This is a genomic window from Phaeodactylibacter xiamenensis (genome assembly GCF_965229835.1).
Lineage (GTDB): Bacteria > Bacteroidota > Bacteroidia > Chitinophagales > Saprospiraceae > Phaeodactylibacter > Phaeodactylibacter xiamenensis.
Genome location: NZ_OZ245931.1, coordinates 6,488,375 through 6,508,561, shown reverse-complemented (window position 1 = coordinate 6,508,561; position 20,187 = coordinate 6,488,375). Strand labels below are relative to the sequence as shown.

The window sequence follows — 20,187 nt, the reverse complement described above, 5'->3', positions numbered from 1 at the left end:
GCTTTTGCTGCCTGCGCGGGTTTTCCATCTCAATTTTCTTCTCGAAGATTTTTACCGGCATGGCATGTAGCCATTGTTGGGCGCTTCCATTTTATTCTTCGTAAACCTATTAAAGCGACCGTTTTAACGATTTTGTATACTTCAAAAGGGCCGTTTTTACCGATTTTTCAATCTTTTTGAACCGATTTTCAATTCTGATGATCTCAAATTGATCTTGAAAGCTGATCTCAATTTACCGGTTTCAAATTCCTGATCTCGAAGACTAATCTCCCAAATTGATCAAAATTTCTAATCTCCAGTCTTCAATTTGATTCGGCTAAATTCCAGTTTTTCAAGTCGATCTCAATTCAAGTTGACCAATTCAATCTACTGATTTTCAATCTCTAAAATTTCAACTTGATTCTCGACAACCCGATTCAATTTGATCAGATTCTTATTCGGTGAAAGGTTCAAATTTCTTGATCTCCTACCCTACTCAATTCAACGGTTTACCCAAATTCTTGATTTTCCATATTGAGGCCCTAAACGCAAACTCTCTCCAAAAAACTCAATTTCTTCTTTCGATGACAGGGAGCGGATATTGTTAAGGATCTCAATTATTCGGGACAACGGATTACCCGATAGAAATACTGATTTTCCATTTTTTGCCTGCCTAATTGGGCTATACAATCAATTGACCGTAGCAAACAAAACTCGGGTTACAAAAAACAATTATTCCCGATTTTCAAAGGCAGGCTTAACCTCTAATCGTTTGTTTATCAGATTCTTATTCCCAAAATGGAGTGCGCCCAACGGCCCGGCTACGCGCAGGCTGGGATTCTAAAATTAATCTTTTCGTTCGATTTCACCAATACTAGCGCAGGCAGCAAAAGGCGAAACTGGCACAGCCTGGCTTTTGCTGACTGCAGCGGGCTTTTCTTTCTGATTTTTCAATCGTAGATTTTTACCCAGCTTGTGTGTAGCCATTGTTATGGGTTGCCGCTTTATTCTTTTCACCGATTTGTACAAAAGGGCCCATTTCAAATTCTGGACTATCCAAAAGGCGGCTGTTCAATTTTTTCAACTGATTTTAACTTCTTGATTTTCAGTTGATTCAATTTCAGAATTCTGATTCTTCAATTTGATCGGTTCTTATCTCTAATCAACCAAAAATCTGAAAACAATCAACCTATTTCCGGATTCAGATCTCTATTTCCAGAAGATTCAACCTGATTTTTGATTCCTGATTTTACTCAATTCGATTTCCCAAATTCATCAAAATCAGTTTCAGGTTCTCCAAATCTTGAGTTTTTGATCTTGGTTTTCAAATTGATTCAATCAACGTTTCCCTGTTCAAAATTTCCAGATTCCAGATTCCAGATTCCCAAATTTTGTTTTTGGACGAGATTCAAATTCCTGATTTCTATTTCAAAAGCCGCCTAAACTCAAACTCCCTCTGAAAAAACCAATCCCATTTTTCAAGATGGGCCCGGTAATCTTAAGAATCCAAATTTTTCGTTTTCTGTCCGATTAACCGTAAAGAACACAATACTCGACAGGACCTTTACCCGCCTTTCAAAATTTCAATTACCCGGTTTGAAAATCAGTTCTCGATTTCTGGCGAAATCCTGATTCTGAGTTTTCATTTTTTGAGGCGGGAGAATTCATATTTTCAATTCCATAGAATGCCAATTCTGATGCGGTACCCCATAACGGCCCGGCTACGCGCAGGCTGGGATTCTAAATTTACTCTTTTCGTTTGATTTCACCAATACCAGCGCAGGCAGCAAAAGGCGAAACTGGCAAAGCCTGGCTTTTGCTGCCTGCAGCGGGCTTTTCTTTCCTAATTTTTCAATCGTAGATTTTTACCCAGCTTGAGTGTAGCCATTGTTGGGCGCTTCCATTTTATTCGTTGTAAACCTAAAAAAGCGACCGTTTTACCGGTTCTGGATACTTCAAAGGGCCGTTTTTACCGATTTTTCAATCTTTTTGAACCAATTCCCTAATTCTGATGATCTCAAATTGATCTTGAAAACTGATTCCAATTAACCGGTTTTAATTCCCGATCTCGAAGACTAATCTTCCAAATTGATCCAAATTCTTAATCTCCTGTCTTCAATTTGATTCAGCTAAATTTCAGTTTTTCAGGTCGATCTCAAATTCAAGTTAACCAATTCAATATACTGATTTTCAATCTCTAAAATTTCAACTTGATTCTCGACAACCCGATTCAATTTGATCAGATTCTTATTCGGTGAAAGGTTCAAATTTCTTGATCTTATCTCCTATTCAATTCGACGGTTTACCCAAATTCTTGATTTTCCGTACTGAGGCCCTAAACGTAAACTCCCTCCAAAAAACTCAATTTCTTCTTTCGATGACAGGGAGCGGTAATTGTTAAGGATCTCAATTATTCGGGACAACGGATTACCCGATAAAACAACTCTATTTTCCTTTTTTGCCTGCCTAATTGGGCTATACATTCAATTGACCGTAACAAACAAAACTCGGGTTCCAAAAACCAATTATTCCCGATTTTCAAAGGCAGGCTTTCTACCTAATCGTTTGTTTATCAGTTTTTTATTCCCAAAATGGAGTGCGCCCAACGGCCCGGCTACGCGCAGGCTGGGATTCTAAAATTACTCTTTTCGTTCAAATTCACAAATACTAGCACAGGCAGCAAAAGGCGAAACTGGCGCAGCCTGGCTTTTGCTGACTGCAGCGGGCTTTTCTTTCTGATTTTTCAATCGTAGATTTTTACCCAGCTTGTGTGTAGCCATTGTTATGGGTTGCCGCTTTATTCTTTTCACCGATTTTCACAAAAGGGCCCATTTCAAATTCTGGACTATCCAAAAGGCGGCTATTCATTTTTTTTAACTGATTTGAATTCCTTGATTTTCAGTTGATTCAATTTCAGGATTCTGATTCTTCAATTTGATCGATTCTAATCTTAAATCAACCAAAAATCTGACAACAATCAACCTGTTTCCGGATTCTGATCTCAATCTCCAGAAGATTCAACCTGATTTTTGATCTCTTCAATTTACTGGATTCAATCTCTCAAATCCATCAAAAACAGATTCAGGTTCTCCAAATCTTGAGTTCTTGATCTTGGTTGTCAAATTGATTCAATCAACGTTTCCCTGTTCAAAATTTCCAGATTCCAGATTTCTAAATTCTGTTTTTGGACGAGATTCAAATTCCTGATTTCTATTTCAAAAGCCGCCTAAACTCAAACTCCCTCTGAAAAAACCAATCCCATTTTTCAAGATGGGCCCGGTTAATCTTAAGAATCCAAATTTTTCGTTTTCTGTCCGATTCACCGTAAAGAATACAATACTCGACAGGGCATTTACCCGCCTTTCAAAATTTCAATTACCCGGTTTGGAACTCAAGTTCTTGATTTCCGGACAATTCCCAATTCTGAGTTTTCATTCTTGAGGCGGGACAATTCATATTTTCAATTCCATAGAATGCCAATTCTGATGCGGTACCCCATAACGGTCCGGCTACGTGCCGTGCCGGATTCTAAATTTACCATTTCCGTTTCATTTCACAAATGCTAGCGCAGCGGCTTTTTCATCTCCATTTTCCTCCCGAAGATTTTAACCGGCATGGCATGTAGCCATTGTTGGCTGCAGTTTTTATCGCCTATATTTTCTAATATCAATGAATTCCAAATCGATAAATTCACCTGCTAAATGATCAAAGTCTTTATCTGTTGTATATAATTTCAATTTGTATACACTAGCGGTGGCGGCTATCCATATATCATTCTTCCCCATATTTCTTGAACTAAAGTCTACCTTCTTATTGGATAATTTTCCTTGGCTATAGGCATCTATATCTCCGTAACGGTCAATAACCTCTTTTATATTCACATTGATCTTTGCAATTCTTTCAAGAGTCTTTTCTAATCTCTTTTTTCGGCTATCTCCTATTCCTAATTTTTTGGTTAATGCATTTAATTCTCCTAGAGTCACTACTGATATCATAAGCCTATTCTGATTCTTGAATATCTCGTACTCCTTTTCAATTTGTTCTGACACTTCTGTTCCTCGGCTATATATCAACAGTAAATTTGTATCCAGTATTATATCCATTGGCTTTCCACACTAATCAGATTGTTAATCAAGGTTTTCCAGTAATTCTTCTAAAGAATGTTCCCACTCAATTTCATCGGTTAGGCTTTTGAATTCCTGGTAATTGATCGGTTTGTAGTTTTGTTCTTTTAAAAGTTGATCTAAGGTTACGCCTTCTCTTACTTCAACGATTCCGTCTTCAACATTTAGGCTTTGTTCATCCTCAACAATGTTCATCTCTTCTATCTCTTCCGCCTGTTGAAAGATTAACTTTAGTTTTTTGACATCATCAATCCTTGTCAAAACATTGATAATGTCTTTCCTAAGTTTATTTGTATTTACTGTATGATTCATCATATTAACTTTTTCTTCTTCCTACTAGCATTCCTCCTTCGATCCAATTTACAACTTATTAGAACAATCTTGAGACTTTATCAGTTCCCAAAAACTAGCCACCGCTTTTATCAATTGATTATCAGTTATTTACAATAAAACCATGTTGCAGCCAACGGGAACGTGCAGCCGCAGTACGTAGCGCAGCGGAGTATTGCCGGCTGCACTGTGTTCACAGCATTCGCGTTTTATTCGATATTGCCAAAATAAGCGGCCATCTCTCTATCTTCGAAGACGAGAAAGGGGGCTTTTCCCAAATTTATCCAATTTATTCGTTGAGGACAAACCAATTTTCGGGCGTAACAGCTAACCTCATTTGTTTTATCGCCCGTAAAAACCAACTTAACCCAATGAAAATCATTCAATTATTCTCCTGCTAAATCTATTCAATGCACCTGCGAACCCTCAAAAACCAATCTTATTCGGGCATGAAACCCATATTTGCTCGTTGATTTTCATTTACCATTTTGATTTTCATAAGCCCCCTGGACGCGGGCTCTTTTCCTGATACCGTTTTCATTTCCATCGGACGGGGCCGCGATAACTCTTGATCTGATTTTTCTATTCGGGCTATCCCGATTCTCGTAAACCAACTAAAAAACTGTAGAACTTCTCATTTACCCCGCCTTAACAGACTTTTTCTCCAATGGACTAACCAGTTTATACCCAGTTTCTGAAAATTTCTACTCGGGCATTTTCCATTTCCAGGCGGGGAGAATCCTTATTTCAAATTCTTACTGATACCTTTCATCAGTTGCGCGATTGTCTGTGAACGGCCCGGCTACGCGCAGGCTGGGATTCTAAAATTAATCTTTTCGTTCGATTTCACCAATACTAGCGCAGGTAGCAAAAGGCGAAACTGGCGCAGCCTGGCTTTTGCTGACTGCAGCGGGCTTTTCATTCTCTTTTTTCAATCGTAGATTTTTACCCAGCTTGAGTGTAGCCAATGTTCACAGCATTCGCGTTTTATTCGATTTTACCATAACAAGCGGCCATCTTTCTATTTTCGGAGACGAGATAAGGGGGCTTTTTCCAAGTTTACCCAATTCTCCGATTTTGATAACCGATTTTCAGGCAAAACTGATACCCTCATTTGTTTTATCGCCCGTAAAAACCAACTTAACCCAATGAAAATCATTCAATTATTCTCCTGCTAAATCTATTCAATGCACCTGCGAACCCTCAAGATTCAATCTTACTCGGGCATGAAACCCATATTTGCTCGTTGATTTTCATTTACCGTTTTGATTTTCATAAGCCCCCTGGACGTGTACTCTTTTCCTGATACCGTTTTCCTTTCCATCGGACGGGGCCGCGGTAACTCTTGATCTAATTTTTCAATTCGGGCTATCCCAATTCTTGTAAACCAACTAAAAAACTGTAGAACGTCTCATTTACCCCGCCTTAACAGACTTTTTCTCCAATGGATTAACCAGTTTATACCCAGTTTCTGAAAATTATTACTCGGGCATTTTCCATTTCCAGGCGGGGAGAATCCTTATTTCAAATTCTTACTGATACCTTTCATCAGTTGCGCGATTGTCTGTGAACGGCCCGGCTACGCGCAGGCTGGGATTCTAAAATTAATCTTTTCGTTCGATTTCACCAATACTAGCGCAGGTAGCAAAAGGCGAAACTGGCGCAGCCTGGCTTTTGCTGACTGCAGCGGGCTTTTCATTCTCTTTTTTCAATCGTAGATTTTTACCCAGCTTGAGTGTAGCCATTGTTATGGGTTGCCGCTTTATTCTTTTAACCGTTTCAAAAAAGGGCCCATTTCAAATTCTGGACTATCCAAAAGACGGCTATTCAATTTTTTTCAACTGATTTTAATCTCTTGGTTTTCAGTTGATTCGATTTCAGGATTTTGGTTCTTCAATTTGATCGGTTCTTATCTCAAATCAACCAAAAATCGGACGATAATCAACCTATTTCAGGATTCTAATCTCAATTTCCAGAAGATTCAACCTGATTTTTGATCTCTTCAATTTACTGGATTCAATCTCCCAAATTCATCAAAATCAGATTCAGGTTTTCAAATCTTGAGTTCTTGATCTCTGATCTTAGGTTTTCAAATTGATTCAATCAACGTTTTCCAGTTCAAAATCTCCAGATTCCTGATTCCCAAATTCTGTTTTTGGACGAAATTCTGATTCTTGGTTTTTATTCAAAAGCCGCCTAAACTCAAACTCCTTCTGAAAAAACCAATCCCATTTTTCAAGATGGGCCCGGTTAATCTTAAGAATCCAAATTTTTCGTTTTCTGTCCGATTAACCGTAAAGAATACAATACTCGACAGGATCTTTACCCGCCTTTCAAAATTTCAATTACCCGGTTTGAAAATCGGTTCTCGATTTCTGGCGAAACCCTGATTCTGAGTTTTCATTTTCGAGGCGGAACAATTCATATTTTCAATTCCATAGAATGCCAATTCTGATGCGGTACCCCATAACGGCCCGGCTACCCGCAGGCCCGGATTCTTGAAATTAATCTTTTCATTCGATTTCACCAAAATAGCGCAGGCAGCAAAAGGCTAACTTGGCGAAGCCCGGACTTTTGCTGACTGCAGCGGATTTTCTTTTCTCTTTTTTCGTTTTCAAGATTTTACCGGGCTTGCCGGGTAGCCACTGTTCACAGCATTCGCGTTTTATCCGATTTTACCACAACAAGCGGCCATCTCTCTATTTTCGAAGACGAGAAAGGGGGCTTTTTTCAAGTTTATCCAATTATCCGATTTTGATAACCGATTTTCGGGCGAAACAGCTAACCTCATTTGTTTTATCGCCCGTAAAAACCACCTTAACCCAATGAAAATCATCCATTTATTCTCCTGCTAAATCTATTCAATGCACCTGCGAACCCTAAAAAAACAATCCTATTCGGGCATGAAACAGTTATTTGCTAGTTGATTTTCATCTGCCGTTTTGATTTTCATAAGCCCCCTGGACGCGGACTCTTTTCCTGATACCGTTTTCCTTTCCATCGGACGGGGCCGCGGTAACTCTTGATCTAATTTTTCTATTCGGGCTATCCCGATTCTCGTAAACCAACTAACAAACTGTAGAACTTTCCTTTTACCCCGCCTTAACAGACTTTTTCTCCAATGGACTAACCAGTTTATACCCAGTTTCTGAAAATTATTACTCGGGCATTTTCCATTTCCAGGCGGGGAGAATCCTTATTTCAAATTCTTACTGATACCTTTCATCAGTTGCGCGATTGTCTGTGAACGGCCCGGCTACGCGCAGGCTGGGATTCTAAATTTACTCTTTTCGTCCGATTTCACCAATACTAGCGCAGGCAGCAAAAGGCGAAACTGGCAAAGCCTGGCTTTTGCTGGCTGCAGCGGGCTTCCCTTTCTGATTTTTCAATCGTAGATTTTTACCCAGCTTGAGTGTAGCCATTGTTATGGGTTGCCGCTTTATTCTTTTCACCGTTTCAAAAAAAGGGCCCATTTCAAATTTTGGACTAGCCAAAAGGCGGCTATCCAATTTTTTCAACTGATTTTAATCTCTTGGTTTTCAGTTGATTCAATTTCAGGATTCTGATTCTTCAATTTGATTAGTTCTTAGTAACTATTCAGCACGCCTGCGTGCTGGTTAATTGAAAAACGATAGAATTATCCATAAACAAATTCTTCAATGCCTTGAAAACATTGATATTTTGTTTACGAGCCGTGACGATAAAACTGCGGATTCTTGCGAAGAACCTGGCGCCGTCAAAACTTCTGAAACAACCCGAGATCTTTTGTTTGACTTTCATCATTCGGATGTCCCGTTCAGAGAAGTTATTGTCAAATGGCACTTTAAAATCGTAGAAGAACCTCAAAATATCGTCAGCGTAGTCTCTAAAGCGTTCTATTAGGTTTCGAGGCTTCGTTTTTTTATCCCGGCCTCTTTTCTTTTTCGGAGGAGGTTTGTAGGGGTTGGCTTTAAGCCCTTTTTGTACCAGGCTTTCATAGAGGCTTCGATACCGGCTTAAAGTTGCCGGGGACAAGAACTCCTTGCCTTTGGCAATAGCCCTTTCTTTAGTAGCTTTCATTTTGAGGAGCAGGCCTGCAAGTTCATCCGCCCAAGCTTGCTTATGGCGTTCTTTGACAAAGGTTAGTTCTCTTAGCAGGTGTGCATTGCACAGGCCGTGTTCACGGCCGTAGCGGTAATAGCTCTTCCAAAAGTCATGAATGGCAATGCCTTCGAATTTGGGCAAAATGCCAATATCATCCATGGCAGCCTGTCCCCGCTTGGCATGAGGCTTATAATACGCATGCTGGCTAGTCGAACAGCTATGCAGCCACAACCGCTGGGCCATTATCCGGATACCGGTTTCATCAAAGCCGGCCACAACTGCTGTTGTCAACAGTGCCTTGAGCCGCTCTTCAAAAGTGTCCAGTTGGCCAAAGGCCGTATGACGGATATTATATAAGGTGCCAGTACTGAGCTGATGGCCGAAAATATCCTGGACAAACTCTTTGGTCCGTTCGTAAGGCAGCAGTTGGTAATCTTGCATATACACCAAAAGGCTCTTTATGTTGGGGCCGTATTGCACATAATGGTTAACACCCGCCGGAAAATCGGCTCGGTTGACATGCCCGCAGGAACAGCGTTTAACTTCAGCCTGGTGTTCGGTTATGACCAACTCCAACGGGGGTAAGTCATATACCTGGCGGCATTCTATGGAATCGGCTTTTTGCCTGCAAAGGCTTTTTTGGCAACAGGCACAAACCTCCACTTTATGAAGCTCTTTTTCGCCTGGGGAATCCACCATCTTTAGATTAGCCCCCTCGTGGCCCTTTTGCCCGCCAGCCTTGCGGCCAGTCGTTTTGCGCTGGCTTTTGGGGGCAGGCTTGTCAAACTCATCCGAAGAAGGAGGCTTGCTGCTATTCCTGCTGTTCTTGGATATCTGATCTTCCAGTTCTTTGATCCTGGCTTCTAATTCCTCGATCTTCGATTTATAGTGATGGTCATAGAACACTACTATAGCCTCGACGAGCACTCGGGCTTCTTCGGGCAATCTCTTGATGGCTTGTTGTAGTGGTTCTGGAAGCATCCCAAAAAATAATAACTTTATTTTAAATCCTCAGCACACAGGCGTGCTGAATAGTTACAGTTCTTATCTCTAATCAACCAAAAATCTAACGGTAATCAACCTGTTTCCGGATTCAGGCCTCAATTTCCAGAAGATTCAACCTGATTTTTGATTCCTGATTTTACTTGATTCGATTTCTCAGGTTCATCAAAATCAGTTTCAGGTTTTCAAATCGTGAGTTTTTGGTTTCTGATCTTTGGTTTTCAAATTGATTCAATCAACGTTTTTCAGTTCAAAACTTCCAGATTCCAGATTCCCAAATTCTATTTTTGGACGAGATTCAAATTCCTGATTTTTATTCAAAAGCCGCCTAAACGTAAATCTCATCTGAAAAAACCAATCCCATTTTTCAAGATGGGCCCGGTTAATCTTAAGAATCCAAATTTTTCGTTTTCTGTCCGATTCACCGTAAAAAATACAATACTCGACAGGACCTTTACCCGCCTTTCAAAATTTCAATTGCCCAATTTGGAACTCAAATTCTCGATTTATGGACAATTCCCAATTCTGAGTTTTCATTTTTGAGGCGGGAGAATTCATATTTTCAATTCCATAGAATGCCAATTCTGATGCGGTACCCCATAACGGCCCGGCTACGCGCAGGCTGGGATTCTAAAATTAATCTTTTCGTTCGATTTCACCAATACTAGCGCAGGCAGCAAAAGGCGAAACTGGCACAGCCTGGCTTTTGCTGACTGCAGCGGGCTTTTCTTTCTGATTTTTCAATCGTAGATTTTTACCCAGCTTGTGTGTAGCCATTGTTATGGGTTGCCGCTTTATTCTTTTCACCGATTTGTACAAAAGGGCCCATTTCAAATTCTGGACTATCCAAAAGGCGGCTGTTCAATTTTTTCAACTGATTTTAACTTCTTGATTTTCAGTTGATTCAATTTCAGAATTCTGATTCTTCAATTTGATCGGTTCTTATCTCTAATCAACCAAAAATCTGAAAACAATCAACCTATTTCCGGATTCAGATCTCTATTTCCAGAAGATTCAACCTGATTTTTGATTCCTGATTTTACTCAATTCGATTTCCCAAATTCATCAAAATCAGTTTCAGGTTCTCCAAATCTTGAGTTTTTGATCTTGGTTTTCAAATTGATTCAATCAACGTTTCCCTGTTCAAAATTTCCAGATTCCAGATTCCAGATTCCCAAATTTTGTTTTTGGACGAGATTCAAATTCCTGATTTCTATTTCAAAAGCCGCCTAAACTCAAACTCCCTCTGAAAAAACCAATCCCATTTTTCAAGATGGGCCCGGTAATCTTAAGAATCCAAATTTTTCGTTTTCTGTCCGATTAACCGTAAAGAACACAATACTCGACAGGACCTTTACCCGCCTTTCAAAATTTCAATTACCCGGTTTGAAAATCAGTTCTCGATTTCTGGCGAAATCCTGATTCTGAGTTTTCATTTTTTGAGGCGGGAGAATTCATATTTTCAATTCCATAGAATGCCAATTCTGATGCGGTACCCCATAACGGCCCGGCTACGCGCAGGCTGGGATTCTAAATTTACTCTTTTCGTTTGATTTCACCAATACTAGCGCAGTCAGCAAAAGGCGAAACTGGCAAAGCCTGGCTTTTGCTGACTGCAGCGGGCTTTTCATTCTCTTTTTTCAATCGTAGATTTTTACCCAGCTTGAGTGTAGCCATTGTTATGGGTTGCCGCTTTATTCTTTTAACCGTTTCAAAAAAAGGGCCCATTTTAAATTCTGGATAAACCAAAAGGCGGCTGTTCAATTCTTTTCAACTGATTTTAACCTCTTGGTTTTCAGTTGATTCAATTTCAGGATTTTGATTCTTCAATTTGATCGGCTCTTATTTCAAATCAACCAAAAATCTCACGACAATCAACCTAATTCAGAGTTCTGATCTCAATTTCCAGAAGATTCAACCTAATTTTTGATCTCTTCAATTTACTGGATTCAATCTCCCAAATCCATCAAAAACAGATTCAGGTTTTCAAATCTTGAGTTCTTGATCTTGGTTGTCAAATTGATTCAATCAACGTTTTCTAGTTCAAAATTTCCAGTTTCCAGATTTCCAAATTCTGTTTTTGGACGAGGTTCAAATTCCTGATTTCTATTTCAAAAGCCGCCTAAACTCATACTCCCTCTGAAAAAACCAATCTCATCTTTCAAGATGGGCCCGGTTAATCTTAAGAATTCAAATCTTTCGTTTTCTATCCGATTCACCGTAAAAAATACAATACTCGACAGGACCTTTACCCGCCTTTCCGAAATTTCAGTTACCCGATTAGGAACTCAAATTCTCGATTTCTGTCGAAATCCTGATTCTGAGTTTTAATTTTTGAGGCGGGAGAATCCATATTTTCAATTCCATAGAATACCAATTCTGATGCGGTACCCCATAACGGCCCGGCTACGTGACGTGCCGGACTCTAAATTTATCATTTTCGTTTCAATTCACAAATGCTAGCGCAGGCAGCAAAAGGCGAATGTGGCGAAGCGTGGCTTTTGCTGCCTGCGCGGGTTTTTCAATCTCTATTTTCCTTTCGAAGATTTTTACCGGCATGGCATGTAGCCATTGTTGGGCGCTTCCATTTTTTTCTTCGTAAACCTAAAAAAAGCGACCGGTTTACCGATTCTGGATACTTCAAAAGGGCCGTTTTTTCCGATTTTTCAATCTTTTTGAACCGATTTTCAATTCTGATCATCTCAAATTGATCTTGAAAACTGATCTCAATTTACCGGTTTCAAATTCCTGATCTTGAAGACTAATCTCCCAAATTGATCAAAATTTCTAATCTCCAGTCTTCAATTTGATTCGGCTAAATTCCAGTTTTTCAAGTCGATCTCAATTCAAGTTGACCAATTCAATCTACTGATTTTCAATCTCTAAAATTTCAACTTGATTCTCGACAACCCGATTCAATTGGATCAGATTCTTATTCGGTGAAAGGTTCAAATTTCTTGATCTCCTACCCTACTCAATTCAACGGTTTACCCAAATTCTTGATTTTCCGTATTGAGGCCCTAAACGTAAACTCTCTCCCAAAAACTCAATTTCTTCTTTCGATGACAGGGAGCGGTAATTGTTAAGGATCTCAATTATTCGGGACAACGGATTACCCGATAAAACAACTCTATTTTCCTTTTTTGCCTGCCTAATTGGGCTATACATTCAATTGACCGTAACAAACAAAACTCGGGTTCCAAAAACCAATTATTCCCGATTTTCAAAGGCAGGCTTAATCTCTAATCGTTTGTTTATCAGTTTTTTATTCCCAGAATGGAGTGCGCCCAACGGCCCGGCTACGCGCAGGCTGGGATTCTAAATTTACTCTTTTCGTTTGATTTCACCAATACTAGCGCAGGCAGCAAAAGACGAAACTGGCGCAGCCTGGCTTTTGCTGACTGCAGCGGGCTTTTCATTCTGATTTTTCAATCGTAGATTTTTACCCAGCTTGAGTGTAGCCATTGTTGGGCGCTTCCATTTTATTCTTCGTAAACCTATAAAAGCGACCGTTTTACCGATTCTGTATACTTCAAAAGGGCCTTTTCTACTGATTTTTCAATCTCATTGAACCGATTCCCTAATTTTGATGGTCTCAAATTGATCTTGAAAACTGATCTCAATTTACCGATTTCAAATTCTTGATCTTGAAAGCCAATCTCCCAAATTGATCCAAATTTCTAATCTCCAGTCTTCAATTTGATTCGACTAAAATCTTATTCTTCAAGATAATCCTGATTCAATCTACTGGTTTTCAGTCTCCAAAATTTCAACTTGATTCTCGACAACCCGATTCAATTTGATCAGATTCTTATCCGGTGAAAGGTTCAAATTTGTTGATCTTATCCCCTATTCAATCCGACGGTTTACTCAAATTCTTGATTTTCCGTATTGAGGCCCTAAACGCAAACTCTCTCCAAAAAACTCGATTTCTTCTTTCGATGACAGGGAGCGGTAATTGTTAAGGATCTCAATTATTCGGGACAACGAATTACCCGATAGAAATACTGATTTTCCATTTTTTTGCCTGCCTAATTGGGTCATACAATCAATTGACCGTAACCAACAAAACTCGGGTTCCAAAAACCAATTATTCCCGATTTTAAAAGGCAGGCTTAATCTCTAATCGTTTGTTTATCAGTTTTTTATTCCCAAAATGGAGTGCGCCCAACGGCCCGGCTACGTGACGTGCCGGACTCTAAATTTATCATTTTCGTTTCAATTCACAAATGCTAGCGCAGGCAGCAAAAGGCGAATGTGGCGAAGCGTGGCTTTTGCTGCCTGCGCGGGTTTTTCAATCTCTATTTTCCTTTCGAAGATTTTTACCGGCATGGCATGTAGCCATTGTTGGGCGCTTCCATTTTATTCATTGTAAACCTAAAAAAGCGACCGTTTTACCGGTTCTGGATACTTCAAAGGGCCGTTTTTACCGATTTTTTAATCTTTTTGAACCAATTCCCTAATTCTGATGATCTCAAATTGATCTTGAAAACTGATTCCAATTAACCGGTTTTAATTCCCGATCTCGAAGACTAATCTTCCAAATTGATCCAAATTCTTAATCTCCTGTCTTCAATTTGATTCAGCTAAATTTCAGTTTTTCAGGTCGATCTCAAATTCAAGTTGGCCAATTCAATCTACTGATTTTCAATCTCTAAAATTTCAACTTGATTCTCGACAACCCGATTCAATTTGATCAGACTCTTATTCGGTGAAAGGTTCAAATCCTTGACCTTATCCCCTATTCAATTCGATGGTTTACCCAAATTCTTGATTTCCCGTATTGAGGCCCTAAACGCAAAATCTCTCCAAAAAACTCGATTTCCTTTTTCGATGACAGGGAGCGGATATTGTTAAGGATCTCAATTATTCGGGACAACGGATTACCCGATAAAGAAAACTGATTTTCCATTTTTTTGCCTGCCTAATTGGGCTATGCAATCAATTGACCGTAATCAACAAAACTCGGGTTCCAAAAACCAATTATTCCCGATTTTCAAAGGCAGGCTTAATTTCTAATCGTTTGTTTATCAGTTTTTTATTCCCAAAATGGAGTGCGCCCAACGGCCAGGCTACACGCAGTGGGGGATTTTTCCATCAACCCTTTCTGGTCTTGATTCAAATATACAGCGCAGACAGCAAAAAGACGAAATTGGCGAAGCTTGGCTTTTGCTGACTGCAGCGGGCTTTTCATTCTGATTTTTCAATCGTAGATTTTTACCCAGCTTGAGTGTAGCCATTGTTGGGCGCTTCCATTTTATTCGTTGTAAACCTAAAAAAGCGACCGATTTAACGATTTTGTATACTTCAAAAGGGCCGTTTTTACCGATTTTTCAATCTTTTTAAACCGGTTCTCTAATTCTGATGATCTCAAATTGATTTTGAAAGCTGATCTCAATTTACCGGTTTCAAATTCTTGATCTTGAAAGTCAATCTCCCAAATTGATCAAAATTTCTAATCTCCAGTCTTCAATTTGATTCGGCTAAAATCTTATTCTTCAAGATAATCTTGATTCGAGTTGGACAATTTAATCTACTGATTTTCAATCTCTATCAATTCAACTTGATTCATGACAACCCGATTCAATTTGACCAGATTCTTATTCGGTGTAAGGTTCAAATTTCTTGACCTTATCCCCTATTCAATTCGACGGTTTACTCAATTCTTATTTTCCGCTTTGAGGCCCCAAACGCAAACTCTCTCCAAAAAACTCAATTTCTTCTTTCGATGACAGGGAGCGGTAATTGTTAAGGATCTCAATTATTCGGGACAACGGATTACCCGATAAAACAACTCTATTTTCCATTTTTTTGCCTGCCTAATTGGGCTATACATTCAATTGACCGTAACAAACAAAACTCGGGTTCCAAAAACCAATTATTCCCGATTTTCAAAGGCAGGCTTAATCTCTAATCGTTTGTTTATCAGTTTTTTATTCCCAGAATGGAGTGCGCCCAACGGCCCGGCTACGTGCCGTGCCGGACTCTAAAATTACCATTTTCGTCCCATTTCACAAATGCTAGCGCAGGCAGCAAAAGGCGAAACTGGCGAAGCCTGGCTTTTGCTGCCTGCGCGGGTTTTCAATCTCCATTTTCCTCTCGGAGATTTTTACCGGCATGGCATGTAGCCATTGTTGGCTGCAGCAAATTCAATTAATTTTAATCGTTCTCAGTACTCCTTTCGCTATACAGCATGTTTCGTTTGAAAGATCAATTTTCTTCGTCTTTACTGATAGCTTTTTTAGGAAGCTTTCTTGATCTAATAAAACACAATAATATCCAATATGACCAATTCGACCTTTTGGATAATAAAACTTGGTCATTACTGAATCCAAAATATCATATTCATAAAATATCTTGTAGTCCAAAGCTCTACTTTCAAAGCTATTATCGATTCCTTCTAAGTCATAAGTGATTGTTTTTAACTGCCCTTCAAATTCTCCAGTCACTTCATATAATAGTTCGTTTCTCTCATAAGTCGTAGTCACTGATTTCAGTGAAATCAAGTCCATCCAAAAGATATCACTTTGATAAACGTCCACATTGAATTCTTCTGCAAAATCGTAAATTATTTCAGAATGACGTATTGGTTTTTCAATCCATCGATCTATATAAGTGCGAGGTCCCGTTTCCGAATACCTTCCATAATCAAATATAAAAGTCATTTCAGAATTGCTTATTTGACCTACATATGAATCAATCCCTTTAACCGGTAAATATTTGAAATCTGTAGGAGTATTAATTTTAAACACTCCTAAATCAATTTCCTTCCAGTCTTCTTTATTAATTTGGCATTTGACATCACAGGTTTTTTCACATGACAATGACAGAACCAACAGACTAAAAATTAGTAACTTTTTCACTTCTTTCAACCTTTAATAGGGCTTGACTTCAATTGCACTATTCACGGTTCTTAACTCTATTTTTATTTGTTGCAGCCAACGGCCCGGCTACGTGACGTGCCGGATTCTAAATTTACTCTTTTCGTTTGGTTTCACAAATACTAGCGCAGGCAGCAAAAGACCAAATTGGCGCAGCCTTGCTTTTGCTGCCTGCGCGGGTTTTTCAACCTCCATTTTCCTCTCGAAGATTTTTACCGGCATGGCATGTAGCCTATGTTATGGGCTTTTGTAAAGATTCTTTTATCTTTTTATTTAACTCTCTATGAAACTTTGTATGGCTGTTATCAAGCTTTTTGCAAAGTTGAAGTTTTCCTTTATAATCACTTAAACTCACTCCGCTCTTTTTAGCTAATGCTTTCGCAAATTCATCAATCCTTTCTTCCTTTAATTTACTCAGGATTAACTGTGACTTAAAATACCGAATAAACGCTCTTGAAAAATAACTAGGCATGATGTCATAGGAGTTTAACAATTGAACCCTGTAGATAAAAAACGTCCAACAAAAAAACTCAATTGACTCATTTCCATGAGATATTTCATAAATACCTTTTAAAAATTTGCTAATCCAAATACCGAAAATAAAAGAACTTCCAATAAAAATAGTTATTACTTTCCACCCGGAATCAGATTCAAATATATTGGTATCTGATCTATCTTTAAAAAAGATAAAGTAAATTAAATATAAGAATATTAGTAAAACAGGGACAAAAGATGTTTGAGTTATTACAATAGGATAATTCCATCCTCCCTTTACGTATCTAGAGTCAATATTTTTATTTGGACTTATTGATACTAAATTTCTTTTTCTTGGACTATACAATTTGACTATCTGATAAAATACATCAAAAGGGAATTTTAATGCGTTTATAGCAATCTGTTTGAATCCAGTTTTTCTAACACCATATATCGGGTAAATTATCTTCTCAAAAAAATCTTTATCAAGAGTAGAATAATTATCTATTTGGCTATATTTATATCCATCTGGAATATGAAATCGAAATTTAGCTTTGTTTGTGGCAGAAATTATGTTTTCCTGTTGGTTTTCAAACCTAGCTCCATTATACCTCGACATTACAAACTCCCATGCGAATATTCTTTTCTTTTTGAATTCATCTTCTATTAATTCGTCTGGAGGTGTGTCCAAATAGCTTTTTTTTCCTGCATCGAGTTTGTCCTGGTTTTCAATTCCACTCAACTTATAATGATTAATTTCCTGAGTCAATAATTGAATGTAGCCGACATAACGATTGTGTGATCGAAATTTATACCAGATTACATTATACAAAAGAGTAATTACTAGCAGTAGGCTGTTCAGTCTGATAAGGTTCTCACCCTAGGGATTTTAGCTCTCGGTCCATTGATTTTCGCAGCCCGTAGCGGTTGTGGCAGACGTTATCCTGCTGCCACTCTTCCACATCCAGGCAACTGACGCTGGTCAGCGCACTGCGGACAAACCCGCTGGTGATTTCCCGGTTGTACAAAGCGACACTGAGCACATCGGCACTAATGGCCTTCATCCCCCCTTTGTTTTTGTAGCGGCTGAAGGTGCTCTCGATAATATCGGAGCAACAAATGATCTGGCTGCACCCTTTATATAATCCGGCATGGGCGGCAAAGTACGCATCTATTTTGGCAACGAATGCCTTGGCTTGTTTGGTGGCTACCTTTTGGGCACTCAAATACTGGGCGGCACTTTGCTGCCAGCGTTGAAAGCTGTGCTCGCTTAACCCTGCCGTTTTCAAGATAGCCGACGCGATGGCAATCAACTCCCTGACCTGCCGCAAGCGCCGCAGTAAAGGCCAGGCCTTACGGTAAAATGCGATGTGCCGACGCGCCACGGCCGGCAGCTTGGCCCAGTAGCCATCCATGCGGTTTGCCCACTCGACGATAGTGAAAATTCTCAGGAAGCGGTCTTTGTCCCGTAAGGTAGGCGGCAGCAACCCGCCCCAATCTGAGAGCATAAGCCGCCTGCGCAGTTGCCCGATTGAGGCGCTTAGCTCGCTGAGGGCTTCATCTTGCCCAAAGATATCCTTGACGGCGTTCATCATCACATGGCTGCAGTCACTGGCCCGGGGCAGGCTCAGGCTGCGCATAGCCGCCAGCAAAGACGTGCCTTGGTCGCTTACGGCGTACTTTAGCTTCAGGCCAGGATACCGGCTGAGGTTGTCCTGGATAAAGCGGGCGATGAAGGGGCCCGTCCAAGAGTTCTGCACCTCCATGCCGAGCACTTCAGCGTCCAGGCCGCACAGCGGGGCGCTGTAACACTGGCCGGCATCGACTTTGACGCCCAGCATGAGCAAGAGCTTTTCTTTGCCGATTTGGATACTCTCGTCAATGATGACTACATAATCGCCTTGCAAATCGCGGGTATACTCCAAGGCGTAATAGCCGCAGCGCAAAACCCAGTTGCGGATTGTAGTAGGGCTGGGCTTACCGTATAAGGGCCAGCCCATCATTTGGGCAAAAAACGCTGCGCTCTTCGCCGCACAGCGTAAAGAGCCACCAGCGTGCACCACTATATAAACGGCCAGCACCATCATCTGGGCCGGGTAGGAATGGTTAAAGACTTTTTCCGGCTCTGCAATCTTGCGCAGGCGGGCAATCTCAGCGTCCTGACGGGCTATTTTTGCATCCCGGTCTTTGATTTGGCCTTTCAGGCGACGGCGCCCGATGGTCTGCTCTTTTGCTTGAGACCTTGAATGTTTTATCGTAGCTTTGAGTCGTGCCCACATTAATGTGTTTTTTTGGTCGAACTCTAAAGCTACGGAAGTGTGGGCATACTTTTGCTTGGCAAAATACGTAGGGCTGATTTTGCATCAAACTGAACAGCCTATTACTAGCAGTGATAGAAATAAAATAATAGGAATATCTAAGTCAATTGCTTGACCTTTACTCCTTTCGAAATAAAATTTTGCAAGAAACCCAGATAATCCAGCTACACTAATTATGTAACCAATATACCTTGTGATACAACTTCTAATTTCTGCAGTTTCATTTTTTAAAATTTCATATTCTTTCTCAGAACCAAAAAACATAAAATAAAATTTAATGCTTTAATTTTTTTTGGCATTTGACACCAAAACTTCTTATTCTCTTGAAAATTGCCCATAACGGCCCGGCTACGCGCAGGCTGGGATTCTAAATTAATCTTTTCGTCCGATTTCACCAATACTAGCGCAGGCAGCAAAAGAGGAAACTGGCGCAGCCTGGCTTTTGCTGCCGTAGCGGACTTTTCATTCTGATTTTTCAATCGTAGATTTTTACCCAGCTTGAGTGTAGCCATTGTTATGGGTTGCCGCTTTATTCTTTTTCACCGTTTATACCAAAGGGACCATTTCAAATTCTGGACAAACCAAAAGGCGGCTATTCAATTCTCTTCAACTGATTTCAATCTCTTGGTTTTCAGTTGATTCAATTTCAAAATCCTGATTATTCAATTTGGTCGTCTCCAATCTCAAATCAACCAAAAATTTGACGATAATCAACCAATTTCAGGATTCTGGTCTCAATTTCCAGAAGATTCAACCTGATTTTTGATTCCTCAATTTACTCAATTCGGTTTCCCAAATTCATCAAAATCTGATTCAGGTTCTTAAATTCTTGAGTTCTTGATCTCCAATCTTCGGTATTCAAATTGATTCAATTACCTGTTCAAAATCTCCAGATTCCTGATTTCCAAATTCTGTTTTTGGACGAGATTCAAATTCCTGATTTTTATTCAAAAGCCACCTAAACTCAAACTCCCTCTGAAAAAACCAATCCCATTT

General features: G+C 39.7%; 14 protein-coding genes. All 14 read right to left on the bottom strand.

Annotated elements, in window-relative coordinates; genetic code table 11:
* Window positions 1-825 precede the first annotated feature (825 nt).
* The 14 genes from ACO08I_RS24970 to ACO08I_RS24905 all read right to left on the bottom strand — a co-directional run bounded on the left by ACO08I_RS24970 (window position 826) and on the right by ACO08I_RS24905 (window position 19,703).
* Window positions 826-966, bottom strand: a complete 141-nt coding sequence (locus ACO08I_RS24970; RefSeq protein WP_421947456.1) for a hypothetical protein — start codon at window positions 964-966, stop codon at window positions 826-828.
* A gap of 1,652 nt (window positions 967-2,618) precedes the next feature.
* Window positions 2,619-2,759, bottom strand: a complete 141-nt coding sequence (locus ACO08I_RS24965) for a hypothetical protein (protein ID WP_421947462.1) — start codon at window positions 2,757-2,759, stop codon at window positions 2,619-2,621.
* An 864-nt stretch (window positions 2,760-3,623) separates the two neighbouring features.
* Window positions 3,624-4,082, bottom strand: coding sequence for a PIN domain-containing protein (locus ACO08I_RS24960; RefSeq protein WP_421947461.1), 459 nt, complete (start codon window positions 4,080-4,082; stop codon window positions 3,624-3,626).
* Between the two features lie 24 nt (window positions 4,083-4,106).
* Complete coding sequence (locus ACO08I_RS24955; protein WP_421947460.1) at window positions 4,107-4,418, bottom strand: hypothetical protein; 312 nt, start codon at window positions 4,416-4,418, stop codon at window positions 4,107-4,109.
* 1,619 nt (window positions 4,419-6,037) lie between these two features.
* On the bottom strand, window positions 6,038-6,178 hold the full coding sequence (locus ACO08I_RS24950) for a hypothetical protein (RefSeq protein WP_421947459.1): 141 nt from the start codon (window positions 6,176-6,178) through the stop codon (window positions 6,038-6,040).
* A gap of 1,536 nt (window positions 6,179-7,714) precedes the next feature.
* A complete protein-coding gene (locus tag ACO08I_RS24945; protein WP_421947458.1) occupies window positions 7,715-7,951 on the bottom strand; it encodes a hypothetical protein in 237 nt (78 codons plus the stop codon).
* A 79-nt stretch (window positions 7,952-8,030) separates the two neighbouring features.
* Complete coding sequence (tnpC, locus tag ACO08I_RS24940; protein ID WP_421947457.1) at window positions 8,031-9,497, bottom strand: IS66 family transposase; 1,467 nt, start codon at window positions 9,495-9,497, stop codon at window positions 8,031-8,033.
* A 657-nt stretch (window positions 9,498-10,154) separates the two neighbouring features.
* On the bottom strand, window positions 10,155-10,295 hold the full coding sequence (locus ACO08I_RS24935) for a hypothetical protein (protein ID WP_421947456.1): 141 nt from the start codon (window positions 10,293-10,295) through the stop codon (window positions 10,155-10,157).
* Window positions 10,296-11,054: 759 nt separating this feature from the next.
* The gene (locus ACO08I_RS24930; protein ID WP_421947409.1) at window positions 11,055-11,282 is read right to left on the bottom strand and encodes a hypothetical protein; all 228 of its coding nucleotides are present in this window, start codon (window positions 11,280-11,282) and stop codon (window positions 11,055-11,057) included.
* Between the two features lie 1,560 nt (window positions 11,283-12,842).
* The gene (locus tag ACO08I_RS24925) at window positions 12,843-12,983 is read right to left on the bottom strand and encodes a hypothetical protein (RefSeq protein ID WP_421947455.1); all 141 of its coding nucleotides are present in this window, start codon (window positions 12,981-12,983) and stop codon (window positions 12,843-12,845) included.
* A gap of 2,684 nt (window positions 12,984-15,667) precedes the next feature.
* The gene (locus ACO08I_RS24920) at window positions 15,668-16,381 is read right to left on the bottom strand and encodes a hypothetical protein (protein ID WP_421947454.1); all 714 of its coding nucleotides are present in this window, start codon (window positions 16,379-16,381) and stop codon (window positions 15,668-15,670) included.
* A 250-nt stretch (window positions 16,382-16,631) separates the two neighbouring features.
* Window positions 16,632-17,615, bottom strand: coding sequence for a hypothetical protein (locus ACO08I_RS24915; RefSeq protein WP_421947453.1), 984 nt, complete (start codon window positions 17,613-17,615; stop codon window positions 16,632-16,634).
* Between the two features lie 133 nt (window positions 17,616-17,748).
* Window positions 17,749-19,152: a hypothetical protein gene (locus ACO08I_RS24910; RefSeq protein ID WP_282784619.1), complete on the bottom strand. Its 1,404-nt coding sequence runs from the start codon at window positions 19,150-19,152 to the stop codon at window positions 17,749-17,751.
* 266 nt (window positions 19,153-19,418) lie between these two features.
* Complete coding sequence (locus tag ACO08I_RS24905; protein WP_421947452.1) at window positions 19,419-19,703, bottom strand: hypothetical protein; 285 nt, start codon at window positions 19,701-19,703, stop codon at window positions 19,419-19,421.
* Window positions 19,704-20,187 lie beyond the last annotated feature (484 nt).

What these genes read in the sequence shown, in the direction of transcription:
- ACO08I_RS24955 (WP_421947460.1), bottom strand. Translation starts at nt 4,418, where the DNA reads ATGATGAATCATACAGTAAATACAAATAAACTTAGGAAAGACATTATC.
- ACO08I_RS24905 (WP_421947452.1), bottom strand. Translation starts at nt 19,703, where the DNA reads ATGGCTACACTCAAGCTGGGTAAAAATCTACGATTGAAAAATCAGAAT.
- ACO08I_RS24935 (WP_421947456.1), bottom strand. Translation starts at nt 10,295, where the DNA reads ATGGCTACACACAAGCTGGGTAAAAATCTACGATTGAAAAATCAGAAA.
- ACO08I_RS24965 (WP_421947462.1), bottom strand. Translation starts at nt 2,759, where the DNA reads ATGGCTACACACAAGCTGGGTAAAAATCTACGATTGAAAAATCAGAAA.
- ACO08I_RS24960 (WP_421947461.1), bottom strand. Translation starts at nt 4,082, where the DNA reads ATGGATATAATACTGGATACAAATTTACTGTTGATATATAGCCGAGGA.
- ACO08I_RS24950 (WP_421947459.1), bottom strand. Translation starts at nt 6,178, where the DNA reads ATGGCTACACTCAAGCTGGGTAAAAATCTACGATTGAAAAAAGAGAAT.
- ACO08I_RS24970 (WP_421947456.1), bottom strand. Translation starts at nt 966, where the DNA reads ATGGCTACACACAAGCTGGGTAAAAATCTACGATTGAAAAATCAGAAA.
- tnpC (WP_421947457.1), bottom strand. Translation starts at nt 9,497, where the DNA reads ATGCTTCCAGAACCACTACAACAAGCCATCAAGAGATTGCCCGAAGAA.
- ACO08I_RS24925 (WP_421947455.1), bottom strand. Translation starts at nt 12,983, where the DNA reads ATGGCTACACTCAAGCTGGGTAAAAATCTACGATTGAAAAATCAGAAT.
- ACO08I_RS24910 (WP_282784619.1), bottom strand. Translation starts at nt 19,152, where the DNA reads ATGTGGGCACGACTCAAAGCTACGATAAAACATTCAAGGTCTCAAGCA.